The sequence below is a fragment of the Sphingomonas desiccabilis genome (assembly GCF_004135605.1).
Classification (GTDB): domain Bacteria; phylum Pseudomonadota; class Alphaproteobacteria; order Sphingomonadales; family Sphingomonadaceae; genus Sphingomonas; species Sphingomonas desiccabilis.
The window spans coordinates 1,478,050-1,501,404 of the sequence record NZ_SDPT01000001.1 but is presented as its reverse complement, the minus strand read 5'-3'; the positions used below and the strand labels follow the sequence as shown (position 1 = coordinate 1,501,404).

Below are 23,355 nucleotides of genomic sequence, written 5' to 3'. Positions count from 1 at the left end.
TTGCCGCCATGAGAGTGAAGCGTCTGTTGTCGTTGCTCCAGGGCGAGTTGGTCTATCCCGGGCGTGTCTCTCATCTGGTCGAGGCGCCGGATGCAAGACGGGAAACGGTTCGGATCGGCTCCGGTGCCTTGTCCGGCGTCGCGGCGGCGCACGGCAGGGCGTTCCTGGGCATTCCCTATGCCGCGCCCCCCGTCGGGTCGCTCCGCTGGCGGGCACCCCGACCCGCACAGCCATGGCAGGGCGAGCGCGACGCCACGCGCACCGGCTCGCCTGCGGTCCAGAGCGTCGGCTACGGGCGCTTGGCCCCGGTCGCCGGGAGCGAGGACTGCCTGTATCTCAACGTCTACACCCCGCCGGGCGGTGCGCCGATCGGCGGCTGGCCGGTGATGGTCTTTCTCCACGGCGGCGCCTTTTCGATCGGTGCCGCGGACAACTACGATCCCAGCCTGCTGGCGACCGAGCAGGAGGTGGTGGTGGTCGCACCCAATTACCGGATGGGGGCGTTCGGCTTCCTCGCCCATCCCGAACTTGCTGCCGAGCAACCCGATGGCGGCTCGGGCAATTTCGGTCTTCTCGATCAGCAGGCGGCACTCCGCTGGGTGCGCGACAATGTCGCGGCCTTCGGTGGCAACCCAGGAGAGGTGACGTTGTTCGGCGAGTCCGCGGGGGCGTGGAGCACCTCCTACCAGATGCTCTCCCCCGGCGCCGCGGGGCTGTTCCACCGTGCGATCCTCCAGAGCGGCGCGGCGGTGGACCCGCTCTCCGTCGTGGCAGCCGCAGAGGCGGAGGCCGACGGACGCGCGCGGACCCTACGCGCTCGAACGCCTGCGCGCGCTCTCCGCGGCCGAAATCGCGCGCGCCGCGCCTATGCGGCGCGGGATCCTAGGCCCGGAAAGCTGGGGCCCCGTGTGGGGCGGGTCGGTGATCCCGCATGAGCCGGCGCGTGCCTTTGCGGACGGGCGGTATCAGCAGGTCCCTGCGATCGTGGGCACCAACAGCGACGAAGGGCGGTTGTTCGGGCTCGCCATCCGCAGCCGCGCCGATTTCGCGGCGCGCGTGCGGGCGGACTGGGGCAGCGATGCCGATGCAGTGCTCGCCCGCTATCCGGCAGAAACGCGTCTCGAGGCGCAGCTTGCCTTCGCCGCGATCCTCACCGACGCACGGTTCGCGCATCCTGCGGATCGCATGCGGCGCCTGCTTGCCGGCCGCTCCCCGGTATATGGCTATCGCTTCGACGACGCCGGCGCGCCTTTCACCATCCCGCATCCCTGGGCGCCGATGCCGCTGCGCGCCTATCATGCGGGGGAACTCGCCTATGTGTTCGGCACCCGCTGGGTGCTCGCCAACCCGGCGCGATTTACCCCTGCGCAGGCTGCGCTCGCGCGACGGATTCGCGATGCCTGGGGCGCCTTTGCGCGAGGCGAGGCGATGGAGGACTGGCCGCAGTTCACCCGGACGTCGCCGATCGTGCGCGTGTTCGCCCCCGAAGGCGACCGTGCCGAGACCGACTTCGCCGAACGCTACGGCTGCGACTTCTGGGAGGCGCGCCTAGGCTGACGCGGGCGCCATCACCCGGATCACGCCTGCGGCGATGCGGGCCGTGACCGGCGTTTTGGCCAGCACCTCGCCGTCGATCGAGATCGGCAAGGGTGGATGGGTTGCGATCCGCAGTTCGCGGGCATGGAAGGTGACGGTGTCGTCGCGGCGGGAGTCGAGCCCCAGCACGGTCGCGCCCCAGTTGCGGAGCAGCCCGCGGCGACCGTTACGCGCCACCGCCTGGACGATGATCTCCCCGCTGTCGAGCCGCGCCTCCTCGATCAGTTCGACCCCGCCGTGAAACCGGCCGTTGGAGATGCGGACCTCCGTCGCCGACAGCCGCTTGGCGTCCGCACCTTCGCCGATCACCAGCTCGAACGGGCGAAAGCGGACGAATTGCAGCGTCGCCCAGGCGAGATAGCCGGCCCGCCCCAGCCAGCGCTTGAGCTTGTGCGGGATGGTGCTCGCGATCTGGGGCGAGATCCCTATCGCCGCGCAATTGGCGAAATAGTCGCCATCGATCATTCCCAAGTCGATTTGCCGCGGCGTGCCGCTTCGCAGCACCTCGACCGCGCCTTCGATCTCCAGCGGGATGCCCAGGGTGCGGGCGAAGCTGTTGGCCGTGCCGAGCGGCAGCACGCCCAGGATCGTGTCCCTGCCGACCAGATGGTCCACCAGGCTGCTGATCGTGCCGTCGCCGCCGCCCACGATCAGCAGGTCCGGCCTCGCGGCCATCGCCCGCTCCACCGTCTCCTGCAACCGCTTCGGATCCTCGACGGGATGCGGCGCCACGTCAAAGGGCAGGCTGGACAGCGCGGCACACGCCTGGTCGAATTGATCCTGCCCGGTGCGGGACTGCGTGTTGACGACCAGCGCGGCCGAGCGGATCTTGTCCATGCACCCTCAACGCGCAAAAGGGGCCGCCGGATGCACGCGGGGTTGCGTGGCCTGCGCTTGCGCACCGCCGGAGCTTGGCCCACACAGCGGGGCATGTCTATCGCTGCGTATCCCGCCCTTCGCCTTCGCCGTGCCCGTGCCGCCGACTGGAGCCGCCGGCTGCATGCCGAAACGGTGCTGACCCCTGCGGACCTCATCTGGCCGCTGTTCATCACGGAAGGGGAAGGGGAGGAACCCGTCGCCGCGCTGCCCGGCGTGTCGCGATGGTCGATGTCCGGCCTGGTCGAACGCGCCCGCGAGGCGCGAGATCTCGGCATCCCGTGCCTCGCGCTGTTTCCGAACACGCCCTCGCAGCTGCGGACGGATCTTGGGGAGGAATCGTACAACCCCGACAATCTGATGTGCCGCGCGATCGCGACCATCAAGGATGCGGTCCCCGAAGTCGGGCTGCTGACCGACGTCGCGCTCGACCCCTACACGACCCACGGCCATGACGGGCTGGTGGACGATCGCGGCTATGTGATGAACGATGCGACGGCGGAGCAGCTGGTCCGCCAGGCACTGGCGCAGGCACGCGCCGGGGCCGACATCATCGCACCTTCGGACATGATGGACGGCCGGGTCGGTCTGATCCGGAACGCGCTCGAGGGCGACGGCCACCACAACGTCCAGATCATGGCCTATGCCGCCAAATATGCGAGCGGCTTCTACGGGCCGTTCCGCGATGCGGTCGGCTCGCGCGGGCTGCTGAAGGGGGACAAGAAGACCTACCAGATGGACCCCGCCAATGCCGAAGAGGCGCTGCGGGAGGTGTCGCTGGATCTTTCCGAAGGCGCCGACAGCGTGATGGTGAAGCCGGGGCTGCCGTATCTCGATATCATCGTTCGCGTGAAGAGCACCTTCGAAGTGCCTGTTTTCGCGTACCAAGTCTCGGGTGAATACGCGATGATCGAGGCAGCGGCCGCAGTCGGCGCGGGCGACCGCGACGCACTGGTGCTGGAAACGCTGATGGCGTTCAAGCGCGCCGGCTGCACTGGTGTTCTCACCTATCACGCGGCGCACGCCGCCCGATTGCTCGGCGCGTGATCTGAACCGCGTGCGTCTGCGTACCCGAAGCGCCGGCCGGGGCACCGGAATCGACCTGTTGCCCGGGGCACGGCGGTGACTCAGCCGGCGTTTCCGCGGCCCGGTCCTGCGCGCGCGCTCTTCGCGCTGACGATCCTGACGGGATCGTTCTTGCTGTTCCTGGTGCAGCCGATGGTCGCGCGCATGGCGTTGCCGCGGCTGGGTGGCGCCCCCGCCGTCTGGAACTCGGCGATGCTGGTCTACCAGGCGCTGCTGCTCGGCGGCTACGCCTACGCGCATTGGCTCGCCCATCGCCGACCCCGTACGCAGGCGCTGACGCACCTCGGGGTGCTGGCGGTCGCCGCCCTCTGGCTCCCGATCGGCCTGTCGGCGATGCGCCTGCCGGCCGGCGCGGAGCCGGGGCTGTGGGTTCCCTGGCTGCTCGGCGCGTCGATCGGGCCGCTGTTCTTCGCCGTCTCGGCCCAGGCGCCGTTGATGCAGCGCTGGTACTCGGCGGCGACCGGCGGGCGGGATCCCTATGCGCTCTACGCCGCTTCCAACGTCGGCAGCTTCGCCGGGCTGCTCGCCTATCCGCTGCTGGTCGAGCCCAAGCTCGCGCTGGCGGGTCAAAGCCGGCTCTGGACGGCTGGCTACCTTTTCCTGGTCCTGCTGGTGCTCGCCTGCGCGCTGCTGCTGCCGCGCAGCGGCCCCGCTGCTCGCCGTGCGCCGCTGACCAGTCCGGCCCCGACGCGAGGCCGCCTGTGGTGGTGGATCGCGCTCGCGTTCGTGCCTTCGGGACTGATGATCGAGACGTCGAGCTATCTGACCACCGATATCGTCGCCGTGCCGCTGCTCTGGGTGCTCCCGCTCGGCCTCTATCTCCTGAGCTTCACCGTAGCCTTCGCCGCGCGGCGGGGGCTCGCCAATTTTCTTACCCGCTATGCCCCGGTGGCAGTGCTGGTGTTCGGTAGCGTGGTGATTGCCGGCCACCATGGAAACCCGGTGCTCAATGCCGCAATGGCGCTGCTGCTGCTGTTCGTGGTGTCGGTTGCCCTCCACAGCTGCATGTACGAGAACCGTCCTGCGCCGGAGCGGCTCACCGGCTTCTATCTGGCGATGTCGGTGGGTGGCGCGCTGGGCGGCGCGTTCGCCGGCCTTCTGGCGCCGGTGCTGTTCGATTGGACCTATGAGTTCCCGCTGCTGATCCTCGCCGCCGGGGTGCTGGCGCCCCAGCATTTCCTGCTCCCGATCACCGCCCGGCTTTGGCAGGGCGGGCGTATGCGGCGCCGGATCATCGCGGTGGCGATGCTGGCTGCGGCCGCCGCCGCCGTCTGGCTGGGGCTGGACCATCACGCCACGGTGGTGACCGGCGGGACCCGCCAGGGCATCGTGTTTGTGGCGCTCGCGCTGCTCGGGCTGTTCGCGATCGGAGTGCGGCCGGTGTTTGCCGGCGTCCTGGCAGGCGCTCTTTTCCTGTTCGGCGTGTACGATGCGCTGCGCCTGTCGGCGATTCCGGGGGCGCGTACGCGCAGCTACTTCGGGGTCTACACCATCACCGACCGACCGGGTGCGCGCGACCTCGCCCATGGCACGACGCTCCACGGCGTCCAGATGCTCGGCAGCGAGGCGCGGCTGCGACAGCCGACCACCTATTACGTCCCGGGCTCGGGCGTCGGCCAGGCGATGCGCGCGCTTCCCGCGCTGTTCGGAAGCCACGCCCGCGTGGGCGTGGTCGGCCTCGGGACCGGTACGCTCGCCTGCTACGCCCGTCCGGGCCAGCGTTGGCGCTTCTACGAGATTGACCCGGCCGTGGTGCGCATCGCGAGCGACCCCCGCCGCTTCAGCTTCCTCGATCGCTGCCTGCCTGGCGCCGACATCAAGCTCGGCGACGCGCGGCTTTCGCTCGGCGACGAGCGGAGCGGCGATCTGGACCTGCTGGTGCTCGACGCCTTCACGTCCGACGCGGTGCCGCTGCACCTCATGACGCGCGAGGCGTTCGAGACCTATGCGCGCGTGCTCGCCCCCGAAGGGCTGCTGCTGCTGCACACCTCCAACCGCTATCTGGCGATGGAACAGGTGGTTGCCGCGACCATCGTCGGTACCGGCTGGAAGGCCGCCGCCTTCAACTACTTCCCGACCGAGGAAGAGGCGGGGCAGGAGGCGACCGCGTCGGAGTGGATCGTGCTGGGTCGCGGCGAGAGCTTCGGCCGCCTCGTCGGCTCGGACGCCGGGTGGCGGTCCCTCCGTCGCGAGCCGGGTCTTGCGCCCTGGACCGACGACTATGCGTCGATCGTACCGGTTCTGCGCGGCGTCACGATCGACGCCGACTAGCCCCGGTCAGGCGAGCAGCGCCTCGATCGTCCGGACCCGCTGCACCTGCGCGTCGCCGCGCTCGCGCCCGCTCTTCAACGCCGCGTCGAGGGCAGGGTAGGTGGGCTCGCCCGCGGTTGCCCGGTCGATCGCCAGCCGCTCCAGTTCCGCGATCGGCTGCTGGATCTCACTGCGAGCGACGTCCACTTCCGCCAGCGCCGTCTGCGCGTCGAGCCAGCGCTCGCTGCCCTGTGCCGCGCCGCGGGCGGCGCGTGCCAGCTGCTCGGCGCGATCGGCCGCCTTGCGGAAGCCGGCGTCCGCCGCATCGACTGCGGAACTCAGCTTCGCGATCTGTGCGTCCAGCGCGGGATCGGCGGTCGCGACCGGCACGGGGCGCTCCGGCTCGGCGTCGCTCCGCTGCTCGATCGCCCGAGGCAGCAACGAGGGGAAATCCCCACGCTGCTCGGCACAGCCGGATGCGAGAAGAAGGACGACGAGCGGTAGAACGGGGCTGCGCATGCGGCGGGTCTAGGTCGTGCAGAAAAACTGCGCAACGGGCTTGCGTCCCCCAAAAGCCGCGCCTATTAGGCCACCTCCACCGGGCGCCCGTAGCTCAGCTGGATAGAGCATCAGACTACGAATCTGAGGGTCGGACGTTCGAATCGTTCCGGGCGCGCCATCGAAAGCCCTGCCAGGCATCAGCCCGGCAGGGCTTTTGTGTCTCTGGCCGGAAGCGTCAGCGCTACGCCAGGGTCTTGAGCGGCGTACCCGTATCGGCGAGGCTCGCGGGGGCCACCACTGCTGCCGCCATCACCAGCGCACGGCCCTGCACATAGTCGCGCGTCGCGTTGACGCAGTCGAGCGCCACCACCCGGCATTCGCGCAAGTAGACCAGCGAAAAGCTGCGCGACGCCGGATCGCCGCGCAGGACCGCCGCGTCGTGACCGGCCGACAGTCCCACCGTCTGCAGCTTGAGATCGAACTGGTTCGACCAGAACCAGGGAACGGCATGATAGGGCGCGGGATCGTCGAGGATGGCGCGCACGGCGGTCGTGGCCATGTCGTGCGCATTCTGCACGGACTCCAGCCGGATCGGCAGCCCGTCGGCAAAGGGGTTGGCGTGGAGCGCGCAGTCGCCGATCGCATGGACATGCGGCAACGAGGTGCGGCAGTGCGCGTCCACCGCCACGCCGTTGCCGCCGCGGGCGCCCGCCGCCATCAGCGGCTCGACCGCCGGCACGATGCCGATGCCGACGATGACCATGTCGGCCGGCAGTATCTCTCCGTCCGCGAGCCGCACGCCGGCTGCCCGGCCGTCCCGTTCCTCGATGCAGGCGACCCGCACGCCCAGCCGGACGTCCACGCCATGGGCGCGATGCTCCGCCTCGTAGAAGCGCGACAGCGGCTCACCGGCGACGCGTGCGAGAACCCGATCCTGCGCCTCCAGCACCGTTACCCGCTTGCCGAGCTTCGACAGCACCGCCGCCGCTTCCAGCCCGATGTAGCCGCCACCGACCACCACCACCTTCGCGGTTCTCGGCAGTTCGTCGATCAGCCGGTCCACGTCCGCACGGCTGCGTACCGAGTGCACGCCGGCGAGGTCGTGACCGGTGCAACTCAGTCGCCGGGCATGGCCGCCCGCCGCCCAGATGAGCGTGCCATAGCCGATGGTGGTGCCATCCTCGCACGCGACGCTGCGGGCGTCCGGATCGACCGCTACGACGCGCCGTCCGATCCGCATCGTCACCGCCCGCTCTTCCCAGAAGGCAGGCGGACGGATCAGCAGCCGCTCGAACGGCTTTTCGCCGGCGAGATACTCCTTCGAAAGCGGCGGCCGCTCATAGGGCAGCTCCGGCTCCTCGCCCAGGATAGCGATGGTGCCTGCGAACTTGCGCTGGCGCAGCGCGATCGCCGCCTGTGCCCCTCCGTGTCCGGCCCCCACGATCAGGATGTCGAAGCGGTCGTTCACGATGGGGGTCTCCGGCCGGGTGAGAAGGCTGCCCTATAGCCCGGCCGACGAACTTTGGGAGAGGGCGGGCGCCTGCCGTCAGCCGGCAGTCGCCGCCACCGCGATCGCGCCCAGCGGACCCGCCAGCGCACCCAGCGCCGGCGCCACGATGTACGGCCCGTCGGACGGGAGCGGCATGTAGCCGCCCAAGCTCTCCAGCAGCGCGGCCTCGATGCGGGCATGGAGGTGGGGCTGGCCGGACAGCACGCCGCCGCCGATCGCGATGCGCAACGGGCCCGTCGTGCAGACGAGGTCGTGGCACATGATCGCAAGCGCGGAGACGATCGGTTCCCAGACCGGGTCGTCGTTCGCCACCTCGGCCACCGACCGGCCGCCCAGTCGCGCGACCAGTGCGGTGCCCGAAGCCAGCCCCTCGATGCAGTCCGGATGATACCGGCAGACGCTCTTCAGCGTGTCCGACGGCAACCGCGGCACGCGCAGGTGGCCGATCTCGCTGTGGCTGATGCCGCGCGTCGACCGGCCATGCACCACCAGGCCGACGCCGACGCCGGTCCCGACCGTCACATAGGCGAAGTCGTCGAGACCCTGGGCGCACCCCCAGCGGATCTCTGCAAGCGCGGCGCCATTCACGTCCGTGTCGAACGCGACCGGCACGTCGAACGGGGCGGACAGCGTGCCGAGCACATCCGCACCCGGCCAGGCGGCCTTGTTGGTCGCCAGCACCTGCCCATAGGTCGGCGACTGCGGGTTGATGTCGATCGGCCCGAACGAGGCGATGCCGATCGCGCGGAATCCGTGCGTTCCATGCCACTCGGTGAGGATGTCGAGGATCGCGGGCAGCGTCTCCGTAGGCACGGTCGTCGGGACCGTGCGCTGGTCGAGGATCGCGTCGGGTCCGTGCGCGATCGTGCAGATGCACTTGGTGCCGCCAAGCTCGATCCCGACCAGCGGAAGCGCGGAGGTGCCGGAGGTTTCGGCCGTCACGCGCGGGCTTTCCATGGCAACGCCGCCGCGGGAGAAGATGGCTGGCTCACCGCCGCCACCAAGGTCAGCCGAAACATGAATGATCTCTCCCTTTGCTGACGCCGTTCCCTCGGACGTCACGCCGTTCGCACCGCGCACGGCTGAATTAATACATCAATTTTCGTAACTCAACGGTCAAGCGCGAAGCGGACAATGCAGCCGTCCCCTGCCTTTGTCGCGTCAAAGCTTGTATCCCGCGCCGGCTGCTGCATTAATGCGGTGTTACCGATCACAGCCGGTGAACCGGCGAACAGGAGAGGCAGATGCGCCCAGCGACGATCCGGTGCCGGCATGCGTGGCCACCTCGTGATTTCGACGGGTGCCGTTTCGCATGATGAACGGCTCTTCTGGTGCGCGACTTTCCGGAACCAATCTCGAGCGGGCTGCCGATCACAACCAGCGGGTGACGCTGCACGCGATCCGGGTGGGCGGCTCCCTCACGCGCGTCGAGCTTGCGGGGATCACGGGGCTCACGCCGCCGGCGATCGCCAACATCACGCGGCGCCTGCTCCAGGACGGGCTGATCGAGGAGGCGGGGCAGCGCCGTGGCGGGCGCGGGCAGCCCCCGACGAAGCTCGTGGTGCGGCGCAACGCCTGCTACGCGATCGGCGTCAACATCGACCGCGACCACATCACCATCGTGCTCGTCGACTTCTCCGGCCGGATCCTGGCCAGGGTGTCGGAAGAAGTGGCCTTTGCGCTCCCCGACCACGTCCGTTCCCTCTACGTCCGTTCGGTCGAGCGCATGCTGCGGTCCGCCGAGGTCCCGCCGTCCAAGCTCGTCGGCATCGGCGTGGCAGTGCCGGACGATCTGGAGCTGGTCGACCTTCCGGGGCGGCCTCCGGAATATGCCGCCTGGAACGGGATCGACATGGCGTCGCTGTTCGCGGAGCCCTTCGATCTGCCCGTTTTCGTCGAGAACGATGCGGCGGCCGCGGCGAGCGGAGAGATGCAGCTGGGCCTCGGCCAGAAGTACAACAGCTTCTTCTACGTGCTGCTCTCGTCAGGCCTTGGCGGTGGCTTCGTGGTGGACGGAGCCTATGTCCGCGGGGCCAACGGGCGGAGCGGCGAGCTGGGCTTCATGCTGGCGCCCGATGGCAATGGCGGGCGCGAGACGGTGCAGACCCTGGTCTCCCTCTCGGGTCTTTCGCGGCATCTGGAGGCCGCCGGTTTCAGCCTCACGGACGTCATGCACGGGGCCGAGCTTGCGCCGGAAGTGGCCGCGTGCGTCGGCGCGTGGATCGAGGCGGCGGCGCGGCGGCTGTGCACGCCGATGGCGGCGATCTCGTGCCTGATCAATCCGGCGACGGTGCTGGTCGGGGGTCGGCTCCCCACCGTCTTCGTGGAGCAGCTTGCAGAGCGGGTGAACGTCCTGATGCAGGACCAGGCCGACGTGCTCCCGGCGATCGCGCCGGTCGCGCGCGCCGCCCTTTCCGAAGACGCGCCCGCGGTCGGGGCGGCGGTGCTGCCGTTCAGCCACTTCCTGCTGCCCAAGCCCGGCGCCTTGTGGAAGACGCCGGTCTCGGTCACCAGGGAAGTGGTGACGGCGCTTTAGCCGCCGGTCGCCGCCGGCACGTAGATCAGCGACGGCGCCTCGGCCACGAACCGATCGAGCACGCCGTCGGCGACCTTGATACTGCCTTGCGGCCGGGTGGTGCCGGGGATGGTCTGCAATTTCTCCGCCTGGGCGGCGAGCGCCTGTGCCTGGGCGAAGAAGCCGGACGCGCGCGGGCTGCCCTGGTTCGCGGCCGAAAGCCCTCTCGCGGTCGCCTGGAGCGAACGCCCCCACAGCTGGAGCGCATCGAGCCAGGGCTGGCTCTGCGCGAGAAGGCCCTTGTCCGCCACTCCGGCGCGGATCGTGTCGGAGGCGGTGGCAAGTGCGTCCGCGGTCGTCTTCAGCCGCTCCAGGGCCGCCTCACGCGCCGCTGCATCGCCGCTGGTGAGCGCATCGACCACCCCGTCCAGCGTCGCCTTCAACCGGGGCGCGGAGGGTTGCCAGGGCTGGCTGCCGAAAGTCGGCGCCAGGTGCTGCGCGTCGAAGAACACCATCAGCGCCTCGGTGGTCGCGGCATCGCCCGACGCCAGCATCCGTGCCGCCGCCTTCCACGCCCGGTCCGCATCATAGCCGCGGTCGTTCCAGGCGAATGCGGCGCTTCCGAACACCGCGACGCGGCTCGGCGCCTCCTGGTTCATCGGGTTCGCGAGGATCCCGCTCAATTCGCCCGAAAGCCCCGCCTCGCGCCGCGCATAGGGCGCCATCAACAGGCGGCCGGTGGACTCGCCGTAGTCGTTGACCGGATAATTGTCCCACAGCAGCGTCTTGCGGCCGAATGCCTTGGTCGCCGCCTTGGCGTCGCCGATCGAGATCGCCGGTGGCACCACGTCGGTGCCCGTCCACTGCACGAACACTGCAGGATCGACCTGCCGGAGCGCCGCCTTGTAGGGGGATTCGGTCGTGTTGAAATACTCCGTCGGCACGATCATCAGTTCGGCGTCGGCGCCGTCCTTCGTCTTCAGCCAGCGGTAGATGGTGTTCGACAGCGTCGCCTGCGCGAGGCCCGCCGCGCGCTCGCCCGGCTCGCCCAGTGCCGCGCGATCCTCGTCGCAGTTCCACTTGGTATATTCAATGTCGTCGAACGCGATGTAGAAGGACCGCACGCCCATCGCGCGGAAGACGTCGAACTTGCGCTGGAGCGCCTGCACGTCGGACGGCCGCGAGTAGCAGATCGAGGGACCCGGCGAGATGGCATAGGTGAAGCGGACGTGGTGGCGTCGCGCCTGGTCGACGAGCCCCTTCAGGGCGTCGAGCGTCGCCTGCGGATAGTCCTCGCGCCACTTGTCGCGCGCGAATGGATCGTCCTTGGGGCTGTAGATGTAGGTGTTCGCCTTGACGCTGCCGAGGAAGTCGAGGTGGCGGGCGCGGTCCTCCATTGACCATGGGGCACCATAGAAGCCCTCGATGGTGCCGCGGATCGCCATCGCCGGACGGTCGGCGATCGAGACCGCGGGCATGGTCCCGCGCGCGGTCAGCTGCCGCAGCGTCTGCGCCGCATAGTACAGTCCGTCTGCGTCCTTGCCCGCGAGCACGACCAGCGCGCCGTCGCCATTGGCGCCGCTCAGGAGCGCATAGCCCTCACGCTGATCCGGCAAGGCGCCGCCGAGCCGTGCGACCGCGCTGCGAACCGGTGCCGAACGGCTCGTTCCGATCACCACCACGGTGCCGCGGGACTTGGCAGGGAGCGCGCGAGCCGTCGTGATCGTCTCCACCCCGGCCGCTGCCAGCGCGCCGCGGACCAGCGCCAGCGTTTCGGCGTCCGCCGCTTCCGCATTGACGATCGTCGCTTCGTCGCCGAGCGCCAGCGCTGCGCCCGTGAGGCGCATCGACACCGGCTGCGGAAAAACCGCGGGAAGCGTGTCTGCGGCCGCGGCCGATGCGGCGGCGGGGAGCAGCGACGCGGCTGCGGTGGCAAGGAAGAGCGATCGCGTGAAGCTGGTCTGAGGCACTTTGGTCTCCGAATGGTACCCAAAAGGTCTCAAATCGCGCGCCGCCTGTCTAGAGGGCGGATGCTTTCTGCTCGTCCGGTCGTGGAGGATCTTCTTGCCGGCGGTCCTGTGCCCGCAGCTTCGCGGCGACGGCGCTCCGTACCAGCACCGCCGTCGAGAGCAGGATGGAGGAGACCAGCCCGCCGATCGCGAGCAATCCCGCCGGGGTCACCTCCAGCGTGGCGCTCAGGCCGCGGCGGCGCCCGAGCTTCAGGAAGACGGCCGCGCGCTGGCGGCCTTCCTTCAATGGCTCCAGCGTGCCTGTCTGGCCGGCTTCCCCGATCATGACTCTGCGCTCTCCTTGAAGTCGAACAGCGCTCGGTACTGGCGTGGCTGCGACCGGAGATACTGGTTCGCGGCGCGCACCTTTGCTCCCAGATGGGCGGCGGCATGCCACGGCCAGCGCGGATCATAGAGGATGGTGCGCGCAAGGCCGACATAGTCCGCGTCGCCCGTACCGACGATCGCCTCGGCCTGTTCGAAATCGGTGATCAGCCCGACCGCCACGACCTGGAGGCCCGTTGCCTGCTTCACCGCTCGGGCAAGCGGCACCTGGTAGTTCGGTCCCACGGGGATCTGCTGGCGCGGATCGAGGCCACCGCTCGACACATGGATCAGCCCGCAGCCGCGTGCTTGCAGCGCCTTGGCAAAGGCGATGGTCTGGTCGACGTCCCAGCCGGCCTCGACCCAGTCGGTGCCCGACACGCGCACGGTCACCGGCTTGTCCGCCGGGAAGGCGGCGCGCACCGCGTCATACACCTCCAGCGGGAAACGCATGCGGTTCTCCAGGCTGCCGCCATAGTCGTCGTCGCGCTGGTTCGAGAGCGGCGAGAGGAACTGGTGGAGCAGATAGCCGTGCGCCGCGTGGATCTGGATCGCGTCGATGCCGAGCCGGTCGGCGCGCCGCGCCGCATCGGCAAAGGCGTCGCGCACCCGGTCCATGCCGGCCCGGTCGAGCGCGGTCGGCGCATTCTCCTGCGCCTCGAACGGCAGCGCGGAGGCGGAAACCGTCTGCCAGCCATTGGCATCGTCCGGTGGCAGCTGGGCGCCGCCCTTCCACGGCACCTCGGTGGATGCCTTACGACCCGCGTGCGCCAGCTGGATCGCGATCGGCATCGGCGAGTGGCGGCGGATACTCTCCAGCGTACGCGCCATCGCCGCCTCGGTCGCGTCGTCCCACAGGCCGACGTCGCCATAGGTGATGCGCCCTTCCGGGACGACGGCGGTCGCCTCGATCGTCAGCAGCCCGGCGCCGGACAGTGCCAGCTGCCCCAGGTGGATCTGGTGCCAGTCGGTCATGCAGCCGTCGACCGCGGAATATTGGCACATCGGCGCGATGACGATGCGGTTGTCCATCTTCAGCGAGCCGATGCTCGCGGGGGCGAAAAGCGCTGGGGTGGCCATGGGTACTCCGTCAGGCGTCGGGAAAGTCGGTGGCGAGGCTGATGTCGCGATAGCGCTCGATCTCGGCGAGGCGTTCCTTGAGCCGCGCAACCACGGCGTCATGGCCGAAGCGGCCGAGCACCAGGTGACGCGGCGGATCGGGTTGTTCGGAAAGCGCGATCATCGCGTCGGCGGCGCGTGCCGGATCGCCGGCCTGGGTGCCGCTCACGCCGCGGGTGTCGTCCATCCGCTTGCCCGCGGTCTCCGCATAGTCGGCGATGCGGTTCGGCGTCTGGCGGAGCGACCGGCCCGCCCAGTCGGTGCGGAACGGTCCCGGCTCGATGCAGGTGACGTGGATGCCGAGCGGTGCGGCTTCGGCCCGCAGCGTATCCGACCAACCCTCCACCGCATGCTTCGATGCGGCATAGTAGCCCGAGGCGGGAAAGCCTGCGAGGCCTGCTACCGAGGTGATGTTGAGGATGCGCCCGCTGCGCTGCCCGCGCAGGATCGGCAGAACGGCGCGCGTCAGGGCGAACAGGCCAAAGACGTTCGCGTCGAATTGGGCGCGGATTTCCGGCTCCTCGCCCTCCTCGATGCTGCTCTGATAGCCATAGCCCGCGTTGTTCACGAGCACGTCGATGCGCCCGAACTTGTCCCGCGCGGCTGCCACCGCACTGGCGATCTGGGCATGATCCGTGACGTCCAGGGCGACGGCCAGTGCGCGATCCTCGCGCCCTTCGACCAGGTCGGCCACGCTGTCGCGGTTGCGAGCCGTCACCACCCCGCGCCAGCCGCGATCGAGCACGCGGGTCGCGAGTTCGCGCCCGAAGCCGGTGGAACAGCCGGTGATGAACCAGACGGGGGAGGATGGGGGCATGGGGACGTCCGCGTCGGGGAGGGGACCCGCTAGGTAGGCACCGCCTCCCGCTCCGCAACCCGCGACCCGTCTGGCGCATGCGCAAAAAAAAGGGCCCATGCTCGCGAGAGCATGGGCCCAGTTCATGGGAACTTGGATGTCCGAAGGGACGGGATCAGAAGTTGATCGTCGCGCCGACGGCGATCTGACGGCCGAGGATGTCGTACCGCGAGGAGATCGTGTTGTTGCGGAAGAGGCCCGTCACGTCGCGCGAGTTCGGGAACACCGGCGGCGACTTGTCGAGGAGGTTGTTCGCGGCCAGTCGCCACGAAAACTGCTCGTTCACGCGGAAGGCGAGCGCCAGGTCGAAGTAGCTGACGGCCTTGACCTTGTAGAAGGTCTCGCGCGTCGCGTCCGGCGTCCAGCCGAGGTTGGTGTCGCCCGAGTTGGACACGTTGGTCAGCGGGCCCAGGTAGCGCCAGTTGAGCGACGCGGTGAACACGCCATCGTCGGTGGTGTAGGTGCCGCGCAGGTTGTGCGTCCACTTCGGGATGAACTGGCCGCAGCCGGCCCCGCCGTAATAGCCGACGCAGTTGCGCTTGTTGAGCGTCGGCGCGTCCTGCGCACCCAGCAGCGTGGTCAGCGAACCCGAGAAGTCGAAGTCGAGCTTGCCGGCCGAACCCATGCGCAGCGCATATTGTGCCTGGAAATCCCAGCCGTAAGACTTGCTCTTGTAGTAGTTGGTCGTGCCGCTGCGGACGTAGCCGCTTTCCGCATTGGTGTTGGTCGGGCTGTACAGCGTGCCGTCCGCATTGCGCACGAACATCGAGCAGAAGAACTCGTCGCCGCTCGACAGGCAGCCATCGCGGAAGAAGTCGTAGTTGTTGTAGCCGATCGAGTCGTTCAGATCGATCAGGTAGCGATCGACCGACACGGTCAGGCCCGGCAGGAACCGCGGCTTCAGCACGATGCCGAAGGTCTTGGTGTAGGCCGTTTCCGGGTCGACCGTGAAGCCGCCGCTGCGCGTGGTGCAGCCGACATCGGTCGGGCAGAGCAGGGTCTCGCTGCCGTACAGGCTGTCGGCCAGACCGGTGGCGGCGCAGACCTCACGCGACGCCTGCGGGGCACCGAATACGGGTACCTGCTGGCCCGCGCCGTTGGTCTCGTAGCGCAGGATCGTCGGTGCGCAGAAGTCGTTGAACGAATTCGGGTCGATGCGATCGTAGCTGCTGTTGCTCGCCTGGAACGCCTCGACGACCGTGGGTGCGCGCTGGGCGCGGTTCATCGACGCGCGGAAGGTGATGTCCGGGATCGGTGCCCAGATTGCCTCGGCCTTCCAGGTCGAGAAGGTCTTCGGGTTGCTGCTGTACTTGGACAGGCGATAGGCGCCGTTCACCTGCAGCAGGTCCGCGAACGGCTTGTTCTCCACGATCGGCACCTGAAGCTCGACGTTGCCTTCCCAGACGTGCTGCGAAAGGTCCTGGTCCGAGCCGCCGAACTGCGTGCGCCAGACCGAGTCCGCGGTCGATTCCAGCTGATCTTCGCGGAACTCGGCGCCGAACGCGACCGCGACGCCCTGTTCGGCCCAGGGGCTGGTGATGCCGTGCTCGCCCAGGTCGCCCTGGACCGTGACGATGGCATTGTAGAGCGTGTTGACGGTCTTCTGGGTGCCGTAGCCGCCGACCATCAGATAGTCGAACAGCGCCTGGTTGTTGGTCGGCGAGTTCGCCTGGAACGGGTTGAACGGCAGGCAGCCGTCGCTTGCGTCGCGGCAGGTGACGGTGCCATTGCTGCTGACGACGTCGAGCGCGTTGTTGACGCGATCGAAGTTGGGCATGCCCCAGGTCATGTCCATCTGGTTGCGGGCGTAGACGCCACCGACGTCATAGCTCCAGCCCTGGGCGATCTCGCCGCGGACGCCGCCGGTGATGCGAAGACCCTTGTTCACATAGCTGTCGTTGATCGGGGCCACGCCATTGGCGCGGTAGCGCAGATCGACCGGGGTCGTGGCCGAGGTGCCCGCGGCGGTGCCGCAGATCACCTGCGCCTGTTCCGCCGACATGTACGGGTTGTCGCAGCGGACCGTGTATTTGAGGGAGGCGCCCGTCGCGTCGGACCCGTAGTTCGACGGCGCCAGGATGCGCGCAGGGAAGGGGTTGCTCGACTTGTCGCGGAACCACATCGCGCTCGCATAGACTTCGGCTGCGGGCGAGATCTCGAACGAGGCGAAGCCGCCGGCATTCCACCGTTCGTTGGAACGCTGGAGCGCCGTGCCGTCGTACAGGTTGGCGGCATATTCTTCCGAATAGGGCAGCAGCGCACCCGAACCGTTCGGAGCGTTGACGTAGGTGTTGCCCGCGTTCGGGCCGCTGCCCGGCGAGATATAGCCCAGGGGCGTATAGGCGGAGGTGGCGCAGCCCAGCGCGCCGTCCTTGACCGGCTGCGTGAGTTCGCAAGCCGCAAACTCGCGGTCGTTCATCGCGACCAGGTCGGCCTGCCGATAGTTCACGTAGCCCGAGATGTGGAAGCGGTCGTCGAACAGCTTCTTGCCGGCCGTGATCGAAAGGTCGGTGCGGCCGCCGTCGAACGCATTGCCGCGTGCCGGCTGCGCGAAATTGTAGCCGTTGGCGACATCGGTCGCGAGGCCCGACTTGTTGTGGTGCGCGTAGAAGTTGTAGTTGCCGTTGATCTGCACGCCCTCGAAATCGTCGTCGAGGACGAAGTTCACGACGCCCGCGATCGCGTCCGAACCATAGACCGCCGAAGCGCCCCCGGTCAGCACGTCGACGCGCTTGATCAGCGAGGTCGGGATCATGTTGGCGTCCAGGCCGTTCACCGTGCCCAGGCGCTTGCCGTCGACCAGGACGAGCGTGCGCTCGAAGCCCAGGTTGCGCAGCTTGATGCGCTGGCGGCCGTCGGAGTCCGCGTAGTTCTGCTGGCTGTCGGGGGCGACCTGCGGGATGCGGTTGAGCACTTCTTCGATGTTCACCGCCGCCTGCGCGCGGATGGACTCGGAAGTGACCGAAGTGATCGGTGCTGCTGCGGTGGCGTTCGGGCGGCTGATGCGCGATCCGGTGACGACGATGGCGCCGCCGGCGTCGGCCGGGGCATCTTCATTCGCCTGGGGAGCTTCCAGGGCGGAGTCCGTCGCAATCGGACCGCCGGTGACATTGGCCTCCTGGGCCATCGCCGGCATCGCGGCAACGCCGGCGATGCAGGTGGACGCCAGCAACAAACGCGTCATCGTCTTCATCAATCGTCCCTTTAGTTCTTTGCGCCCGCCGGCCCTTTGAGGCTTTGTGCGGCGTGGATGCTGGTCCTGCCGGTCGTGTCGGTGACCGCGTAGGTGAAGCCGGGCAGGTGCGCGAAGGCACCAACCCGGCCCTTGGCGTCGATCGCCAGGAACGCGACCTGCGCGTCCCGGACGGCCTCGCCGCGAAGCTTGGCGATATGCTGCACGGCCTCTCGGCAGGCGGCCTGAGGGTCCATGCCCATACGCATCGAACTGGTGATCCGGGCGGCGCCGGCGATGCGGGTGACTTCTTCGCCGACGCCGGTCGCGGTCGCCGCGCCGACCCCCGGCTCGACCATCAGCCCGCAGCCCGCCTGCGGGGAGTCGCCGACGCGCCCCCGCAGCTTGAACGCCATGCCCGAGGTCGTGCACGCGCCCGCCAGCCGACCGTCCGGGCCGCAGGCGAGGATGCCGATCGTGTCGTGGTCGAGTGCGGAGCCGCGCTGGTTCTCGATATTGGCGACCGGCTGGTACTTGGCGGTCTTCAGCCAGTCCCGCCACGCCGCCTCGGCCTCCGGCGTCAGCAGCTTGGTGCGTTCGAAACCTTCGGCAACCGCGAACTGGCGGGCACCTTCGCCCACCAGCATCGTGTGCGGAGTCTTTTCCATGACGCGGCGCGCGACGGAGATCGGGTGGAGCACGTCCTCCAGCGCCGCAACCGCGCCGACATGGCCCTGGTCGTCCATGATGATCGCGTCGAGCGTCACATGGCCATCGCGATCCGGATAGCCGCCAAAGCCTACGGAATGGTTGGTCACATCGGCCTCGGGCACCTGTGCCCCGGCTTCGACCGCGTCGATCAGCGTGCCGCCCGCCTTGAAGCGGGCGAAGGCGGCGGCGTTTGCCGCGGCGCCGAAATCCCAGGTGGAGACGATCAGCGCGCGGCTGGCGGGGGCTGCCCGCGCGACCGATGCGGACGCGATGCCGGCGAGGCCGATAGCAAGCGTATCTCGGCGCGAAACGATCACGATATGGCCTCCCCGATGCCCCGGCCCGCCGTGTGGCGTGGACCGGCCCATATGAGCGCTACCATCTTTGGTACCGCTGATCTGAAACAAACCTGTCACAGGAGCCAGATCAATACAATACCAAAAACGTTAAAGGTTTTCTCCTTGAACGGCGGTGGAGCTGCCGCGCTCGCAGGCGAGCCGGGCACGCGCAAAAGGCCGCGAACGCGATGTCCGCGGCCTTCGGCGACCCATCGATGGAAGCGCTACCGCTGCGCGGTGAACCCGCCGATCCCGGCCACGGCCAGGCGCGGTGTGGGCAGTGCCGTCTCCGCGAAGCGCAACCGCAAGAAGCGAGCGTTGCGCGGCGCGTCGAAGGTGATGCGCTGGGTGGAGAGTGCATAGGCGATGTTGCTGAACTCGCCGGTGGCCGCGGCCTGCCAGTTCCTCCCGTCGACGCTGGTCTCCGCGACATAGCCCTTCGGCGGCGCTGCATTGGTCATCACCTGGCGCGACGGGGTCAGGCTGAAGCCCGCGAGCAGTACCGCCTCGGGCAACGCCACCGTCACCCCGGCGGGCTTTCCGGCAGCCGGTGCCGGCTGTGCCCAGATGGTGCCGGCGTCATTGTCGAGCAGCTTCTCCGCCCCGGGCGCGCTTGCCTCGACGATCTTCCAGCCTGCCGTGTCGAGCACGGTGGGGTCGGAAGAGATGATCGCCGGCACGTCCACGGGTGCGACCGAGCGGAACAGCGCGAACTCGCTGATCGCCGGGCTCACCGGCGCCTCCAGGATGCGCAGCCGAACGCGCCGTGCGGTGATCGGCTTTTCCAGGCGGACGATCCGCTGGGCGGAGATGCACGCGTGCTCGCCCAAGGCCTGCCAGCGACCATCCACTTCCGCGTCGATCGCGAAGCGCGTCACCCGCACTCCCAAGGGCAGATATTCGCGCAGCCGGATCACGTCGAAGCTGTGGCCCGGCGGCAGGTCCAGCGTCAGGCTGGGCGTGGTGACGCCGTCGGGCGTGGACCAATAGCTTTCGCGATCCCCATCGAGCACCCGCGCCGGCTCGAACCCGCGTCCGCGGCTGTGACTGGCGCTCGCCACCGCCCCCGTGGCGAGATCCCGGGCGAAGGTCGCGCGGATCGCGTCGCCGAACGACGTCAGGATCTTCATGTCCTGGTCGGCGATGCGCCCACGTCGATCGGGCGGGATGTTGAGGTTCAGATTGGTCCCACGCCCTACGGATTCGTCGTACAGCCGCACCAGCCGCTCCGGACTCTTCACCTTGGCGTCTTCGTCCGCGTGATAGAACCAGCCGGGCCGGATCGAAACGTCGGTCTCCGCCGGCCACCACAGCTCGGCGCCGCGCACGCCGCTGTTGCCGTCCTTCTGGTCGTACGGTTCGTTCGGCATGGTCGGCCAGCAGGGATCGCCCGCGACGCCATCCTCATTGCCCACCCAACGGATGTCGGCGCCCAATGGATCGAAGGTGCAGGCGTTGGGCTGCAGCTTATGGACCAGCGCGATGATCGAGGGCCAGTTGTAGTAACGCGGCGCATCAATCTTCCGCGCCTCCCGCGCGCCGCCATAATAGCCGTCGCCGCCGTTGGCGCCGTCGAACCACACCTCGAACAGCTCGCCATAGCGGGTGCACAGCTCGGTCAGCTGTGCGCGGTAATAGGTGATGTACTCCGGCCGGCCGTATTCCGCATGATTCCGGTCCCACGGCGACAGGTAGAGGCCGAACGGCAGCTTGGCACGGCGGCAGGCGTCGGCCATCTCGCGCACGATGTCGCCCTTGCCGTCCTTGTAGGGGCTGTTGCGGATGCAGTGCTCGGTGAGGGTCGTCGGCCACAGGCAGAAGCCGTCGTGGTGCTTGGCCGTCAGGATCAGCCCGCGCAGCCCGCCGGCCTTGGCCGCGGCGACGATCTGGTCCGCATCGAAGTCGGTCGGGTTGAACAGCTTCGGGCTCTCGTCGCCGAACCCCCATTCCTTGTCCGTGTAGGTGTTGATCGAGAAATGGACAAAGGCATAGGCCTCCCGCCCGTGCCAGCGCCACTGGCGCGGCGAGGGGACGGCGCCCCAGGGCTTGGGTGCCCGCGCGCGGGTTGCCGCGTGCGCGTTACCGGCGGGAAGGGCGCTCGCCACCAGGCTGGTGGCGATCAGCGTGCGCCGGGACAACTCGGTCATGGGATACTCCGAAGGAACGGGATCAGGCCGGCGTGCTGCCGTACGAAGGCGGGCGATCGGCAAGCGCGCGTCCGAACTCGCGGTTGGGCGTGGCGCTCATGGTGAAGCGCAGGGTGCCGCCCTTCGCCAGCTCGCGGTGCCCGATCCAGCTGCGTGTCCACGGCCGGCCGTCCCAGTGTACCGCCGCCACATAGGGCGTGTCCGCGCGGTTGCCCGGCGCTTCGACCACGAGCTTGGCGGCACCGCCCAGCTTCACCTCGGCGCGTTCGAACAGCGGCGACCCCAGCACATAGGCCGCCTCGACCGGATCGACCGGATAGAAGCCGAGCGCGCTCATCACGAACCAGGCGCTCATCTGCCCGCAGTCGTCGTTGCCGATCACGCCGTCCGGATCCGCCTTGTACATCTCGGTCAGCAGCCGCCGGACCATCGCCTGGGTCTTCCAGGGCGCGCCCGTATAGGCATAGAGGTACGCGACGTGATGGCTCGGCTCGTTGCCGTGCGCATACTGGCCGACCAGCCCCGAGATGTCGGGCGGCGCATTGTCCGGCAGCGTCGAGGGCGCCGAGAACAGCGCGTCGAGCTTCGCCTCGAACGCCGCATCGCCGCCGAAGTGCGCGATCTGCCCGTAGATGTCGTGCTGGTTCAGGAAGGTCGCCTGCCAGCCGTTCGCCTCGGTATAGTCGCGATACTCCTCGACCTTGTGGCCGATCTGGATCGGATCGTAGGGCGTGATCCAGCTGCCGTTCGCCAGCCGTGCCCGCGCGAAGCGGATCTTCGGATCGAGCACGTTGCGATAGTTCAGGCTGCGCTTGCGCAGGGCCGCGGCGTCCTCGTGCGCGCCCGCCGCCTCGGCCAGATGCGCCATCGCCCAGTCGTCATAGGCATATTCCTGGGTGCGGCTGACGGACTCGTCCACGCGGTCGGCAGGCAGATAGCCGAGCTTCGCATAGTCCCCGCGTGCGCGGGTGCTCGCGACGTCCGGTGTGGTCGGGTCGAACGCGCGCTTGCGGATCGCCGGCCAGGCGGCGGCATAGTCGGCCGGGATGCCCTTGGCGCGCGCCTCCGCCAGCACCGCGACCGCGTGCCAGCCGATCATCGTGCCGGTCTCGACGCCCTGGAGCGGCCACACCGGCGGCCCGAAGGGGCTCTCGATGCTCTGGCGCAGCAGGTCGTGGGTGAACGCGACCGCCTGTTCGGGCGCGATCAGGGTGAGCAGCGGGTGCAGCGTGCGATAGGTGTCCCACAGCGAATAGGTGCTGTAGGCGCGCTCCCTGGCGGCAAGCTGGTGGACCTTCTGGTCCAGCCCCATGTAGCGGCCGTCGACGTCCGAGAAGAGCGTCGGCGCGAGCTGCGCATGATAGATGGCGCTCGAGAGGATCGTGCGCTGTTCCGGGGTGCCGCCGGACACGCGCACCGTGCCGAGCGCCTTGTCCCACGCCTTGGTAGCCGCGCGGCGATGCGCGTCGAAGTTCCAGCCGCGGCCCTCGGCCTCCAGGTTCGCGCGTGCGCCCGCCACGTCCACGCCCGACAGGCCGCACTTGGTCAGGATCGGCGCGGCACCGGCATCGTCATAGTGGAGCACCAGCTTGAGCTTGTCGCCCGACACGGTGCGCGTGCCCTCCGGCTGCGCCTTGTCATCGACATAGAAGGTCACCCGGTCCGGCGTCCGCGACAGCTTCAGCGCGAAGTGGATCTTGCGACCCTTCGCCCAGCGGTACACCGATCGGCTGCCGGTGATGGTGTCGTCGTCGCCAATGGTCAGCGTGGCGTCTCGCACCAGCCGATAGGTCGGCGGTTGCACGGGCGGCATGTGCCAGAAGTCGAGCAGCACATGCCCCGGGCCCTGTGGGAAGCGATGGCGCTGCCAGCCGGTCCGCTCGGTGGCGGTCAGCTCGGACACCACGCCGCTTTCCAGCCGAACGCGGTAGTAGCCGGGCTGGGCATGTTCTTCGGAGAAGCGCTGGCGATAGCCCTTGTCCGGGTCCTCGCGCGGGCCGGGGACGAGTTCCACGGGGCCGCGGGTCGGCACCACCAGCACGTCCATCAGGTCGCCGATGCCAGTGCCGGAGAGATGGGTGTGCGAGAAGCCCATGATCGAGGTGTCGGTGCGATGATAGCCCGAGCATCCCTCCCACCGCGTGTTGTCGGTATCAGGTCCGACCTGAACCATCCCGAACGGCATCGTGGGTCCCGGATAGGTGTGGCCATCGCCACCCGTTCCGATGAACAGGTTCGGCGGCGTCTGCTCGACCCGGCGCGCGAAGGCGGAGCCGGGCAGGCCGGCAGCGGCGGCGGCGATGCCGGAAGTGGCGAGCAGGGTACGGCGGGTGATCGCGGTCATG

The 23,355-nt window shown here is 68.9% G+C and carries 17 protein-coding genes and 1 tRNA gene; 6 read left to right on the top strand and 12 right to left on the bottom strand.

The window, feature by feature from the left end:
* Positions 1 to 14 precede the first annotated feature (14 nt).
* A complete protein-coding gene (locus EO081_RS17180; RefSeq protein WP_276319830.1) occupies positions 15 to 935 on the top strand; it encodes a carboxylesterase family protein in 921 nt (306 codons plus the stop codon).
* Positions 868 to 1,557 (top strand): carboxylesterase family protein, encoded by a 690-nt coding sequence (locus tag EO081_RS17175; protein ID WP_260153721.1) that lies wholly within the window; start codon positions 868 to 870, stop codon positions 1,555 to 1,557. Before EO081_RS17180 ends, EO081_RS17175 begins: the two co-directional genes overlap by 68 nt.
* Here EO081_RS17175 and EO081_RS07055 read toward each other — a convergent pair.
* Complete coding sequence (locus EO081_RS07055; protein ID WP_129341139.1) at positions 1,549 to 2,433, bottom strand: diacylglycerol/lipid kinase family protein; 885 nt, start codon at positions 2,431 to 2,433, stop codon at positions 1,549 to 1,551. The two genes, EO081_RS17175 and EO081_RS07055, sit on opposite strands and share 9 nt — an antisense overlap.
* Positions 2,434 to 2,526: 93 nt before the next feature.
* Between EO081_RS07055 and hemB the strand changes: the two genes are divergently transcribed.
* Complete coding sequence (gene hemB / locus EO081_RS07050) at positions 2,527 to 3,519, top strand: porphobilinogen synthase (RefSeq protein WP_129341138.1); 993 nt, start codon at positions 2,527 to 2,529, stop codon at positions 3,517 to 3,519.
* Positions 3,520 to 3,594: 75 nt separating this feature from the next.
* Positions 3,595 to 5,829, top strand: a complete 2,235-nt coding sequence (locus EO081_RS07045; protein ID WP_129341137.1) for a spermidine synthase — start codon at positions 3,595 to 3,597, stop codon at positions 5,827 to 5,829.
* Between the two features lie 6 nt (positions 5,830 to 5,835).
* On the opposite strand, the gene EO081_RS07040 is transcribed toward EO081_RS07045, so the two are convergent.
* Entirely contained in the window at positions 5,836 to 6,327 is a 492-nt protein-coding gene (locus EO081_RS07040) for a hypothetical protein (protein ID WP_129341136.1), read from the bottom strand.
* 83 nt (positions 6,328 to 6,410) lie between these two features.
* On the opposite strand from EO081_RS07040, the gene EO081_RS07035 reads away from it, so the two are divergent.
* Positions 6,411 to 6,487 (top strand) — tRNA-Arg (locus tag EO081_RS07035).
* Positions 6,488 to 6,550: 63 nt separating this feature from the next.
* Here the strand turns inward: EO081_RS07035 and EO081_RS07030 are convergent.
* Positions 6,551 to 7,777, bottom strand: a complete 1,227-nt coding sequence (locus EO081_RS07030) for an NAD(P)/FAD-dependent oxidoreductase (protein ID WP_129341135.1) — start codon at positions 7,775 to 7,777, stop codon at positions 6,551 to 6,553.
* 78 nt (positions 7,778 to 7,855) lie between these two features.
* On the bottom strand, positions 7,856 to 8,761 hold the full coding sequence (locus tag EO081_RS07025) for an ROK family protein (protein WP_240697569.1): 906 nt from the start codon (positions 8,759 to 8,761) through the stop codon (positions 7,856 to 7,858).
* Between the two features lie 373 nt (positions 8,762 to 9,134).
* Here EO081_RS07025 and EO081_RS07020 point away from each other — a divergent pair, with 373 nt between their 5' ends.
* Positions 9,135 to 10,355, top strand: coding sequence for an ROK family transcriptional regulator (locus EO081_RS07020; protein ID WP_240697568.1), 1,221 nt, complete (start codon positions 9,135 to 9,137; stop codon positions 10,353 to 10,355).
* On the opposite strand, the gene EO081_RS07015 is transcribed toward EO081_RS07020, so the two are convergent.
* The 8 genes from EO081_RS07015 to EO081_RS06980 all read right to left on the bottom strand — a co-directional run bounded on the left by EO081_RS07015 (position 10,352) and on the right by EO081_RS06980 (position 23,354).
* A complete protein-coding gene (locus EO081_RS07015; RefSeq protein ID WP_129341133.1) occupies positions 10,352 to 12,304 on the bottom strand; it encodes a glycoside hydrolase family 84 protein in 1,953 nt (650 codons plus the stop codon). The two genes, EO081_RS07020 and EO081_RS07015, sit on opposite strands and share 4 nt — an antisense overlap.
* A 49-nt stretch (positions 12,305 to 12,353) precedes the next feature.
* The gene (locus EO081_RS07010; RefSeq protein ID WP_129341132.1) at positions 12,354 to 12,629 is read right to left on the bottom strand and encodes a hypothetical protein; all 276 of its coding nucleotides are present in this window, start codon (positions 12,627 to 12,629) and stop codon (positions 12,354 to 12,356) included.
* Positions 12,626 to 13,747: an NADH:flavin oxidoreductase/NADH oxidase gene (locus EO081_RS07005; RefSeq protein ID WP_129341131.1), complete on the bottom strand. Its 1,122-nt coding sequence runs from the start codon at positions 13,745 to 13,747 to the stop codon at positions 12,626 to 12,628. Before EO081_RS07005 ends, EO081_RS07010 begins: the two co-directional genes overlap by 4 nt.
* A gap of 10 nt (positions 13,748 to 13,757) precedes the next feature.
* The gene (locus EO081_RS07000; protein WP_129341130.1) at positions 13,758 to 14,603 is read right to left on the bottom strand and encodes an oxidoreductase; all 846 of its coding nucleotides are present in this window, start codon (positions 14,601 to 14,603) and stop codon (positions 13,758 to 13,760) included.
* Positions 14,604 to 14,757: 154 nt separating this feature from the next.
* Positions 14,758 to 17,835: a TonB-dependent receptor domain-containing protein gene (locus EO081_RS06995; protein WP_240697567.1), complete on the bottom strand. Its 3,078-nt coding sequence runs from the start codon at positions 17,833 to 17,835 to the stop codon at positions 14,758 to 14,760.
* An 11-nt stretch (positions 17,836 to 17,846) separates the two neighbouring features.
* Positions 17,847 to 18,842 (bottom strand): glycosylasparaginase, encoded by a 996-nt coding sequence (locus tag EO081_RS06990; protein ID WP_240697566.1) that lies wholly within the window; start codon positions 18,840 to 18,842, stop codon positions 17,847 to 17,849.
* A 245-nt stretch (positions 18,843 to 19,087) separates the two neighbouring features.
* Complete coding sequence (locus tag EO081_RS06985; RefSeq protein ID WP_129341128.1) at positions 19,088 to 21,010, bottom strand: alpha-L-fucosidase; 1,923 nt, start codon at positions 21,008 to 21,010, stop codon at positions 19,088 to 19,090.
* A 22-nt stretch (positions 21,011 to 21,032) separates the two neighbouring features.
* Positions 21,033 to 23,354: a GH92 family glycosyl hydrolase gene (locus tag EO081_RS06980; protein WP_129341127.1), complete on the bottom strand. Its 2,322-nt coding sequence runs from the start codon at positions 23,352 to 23,354 to the stop codon at positions 21,033 to 21,035.
* Position 23,355: the final 1 nt, after the last annotated feature.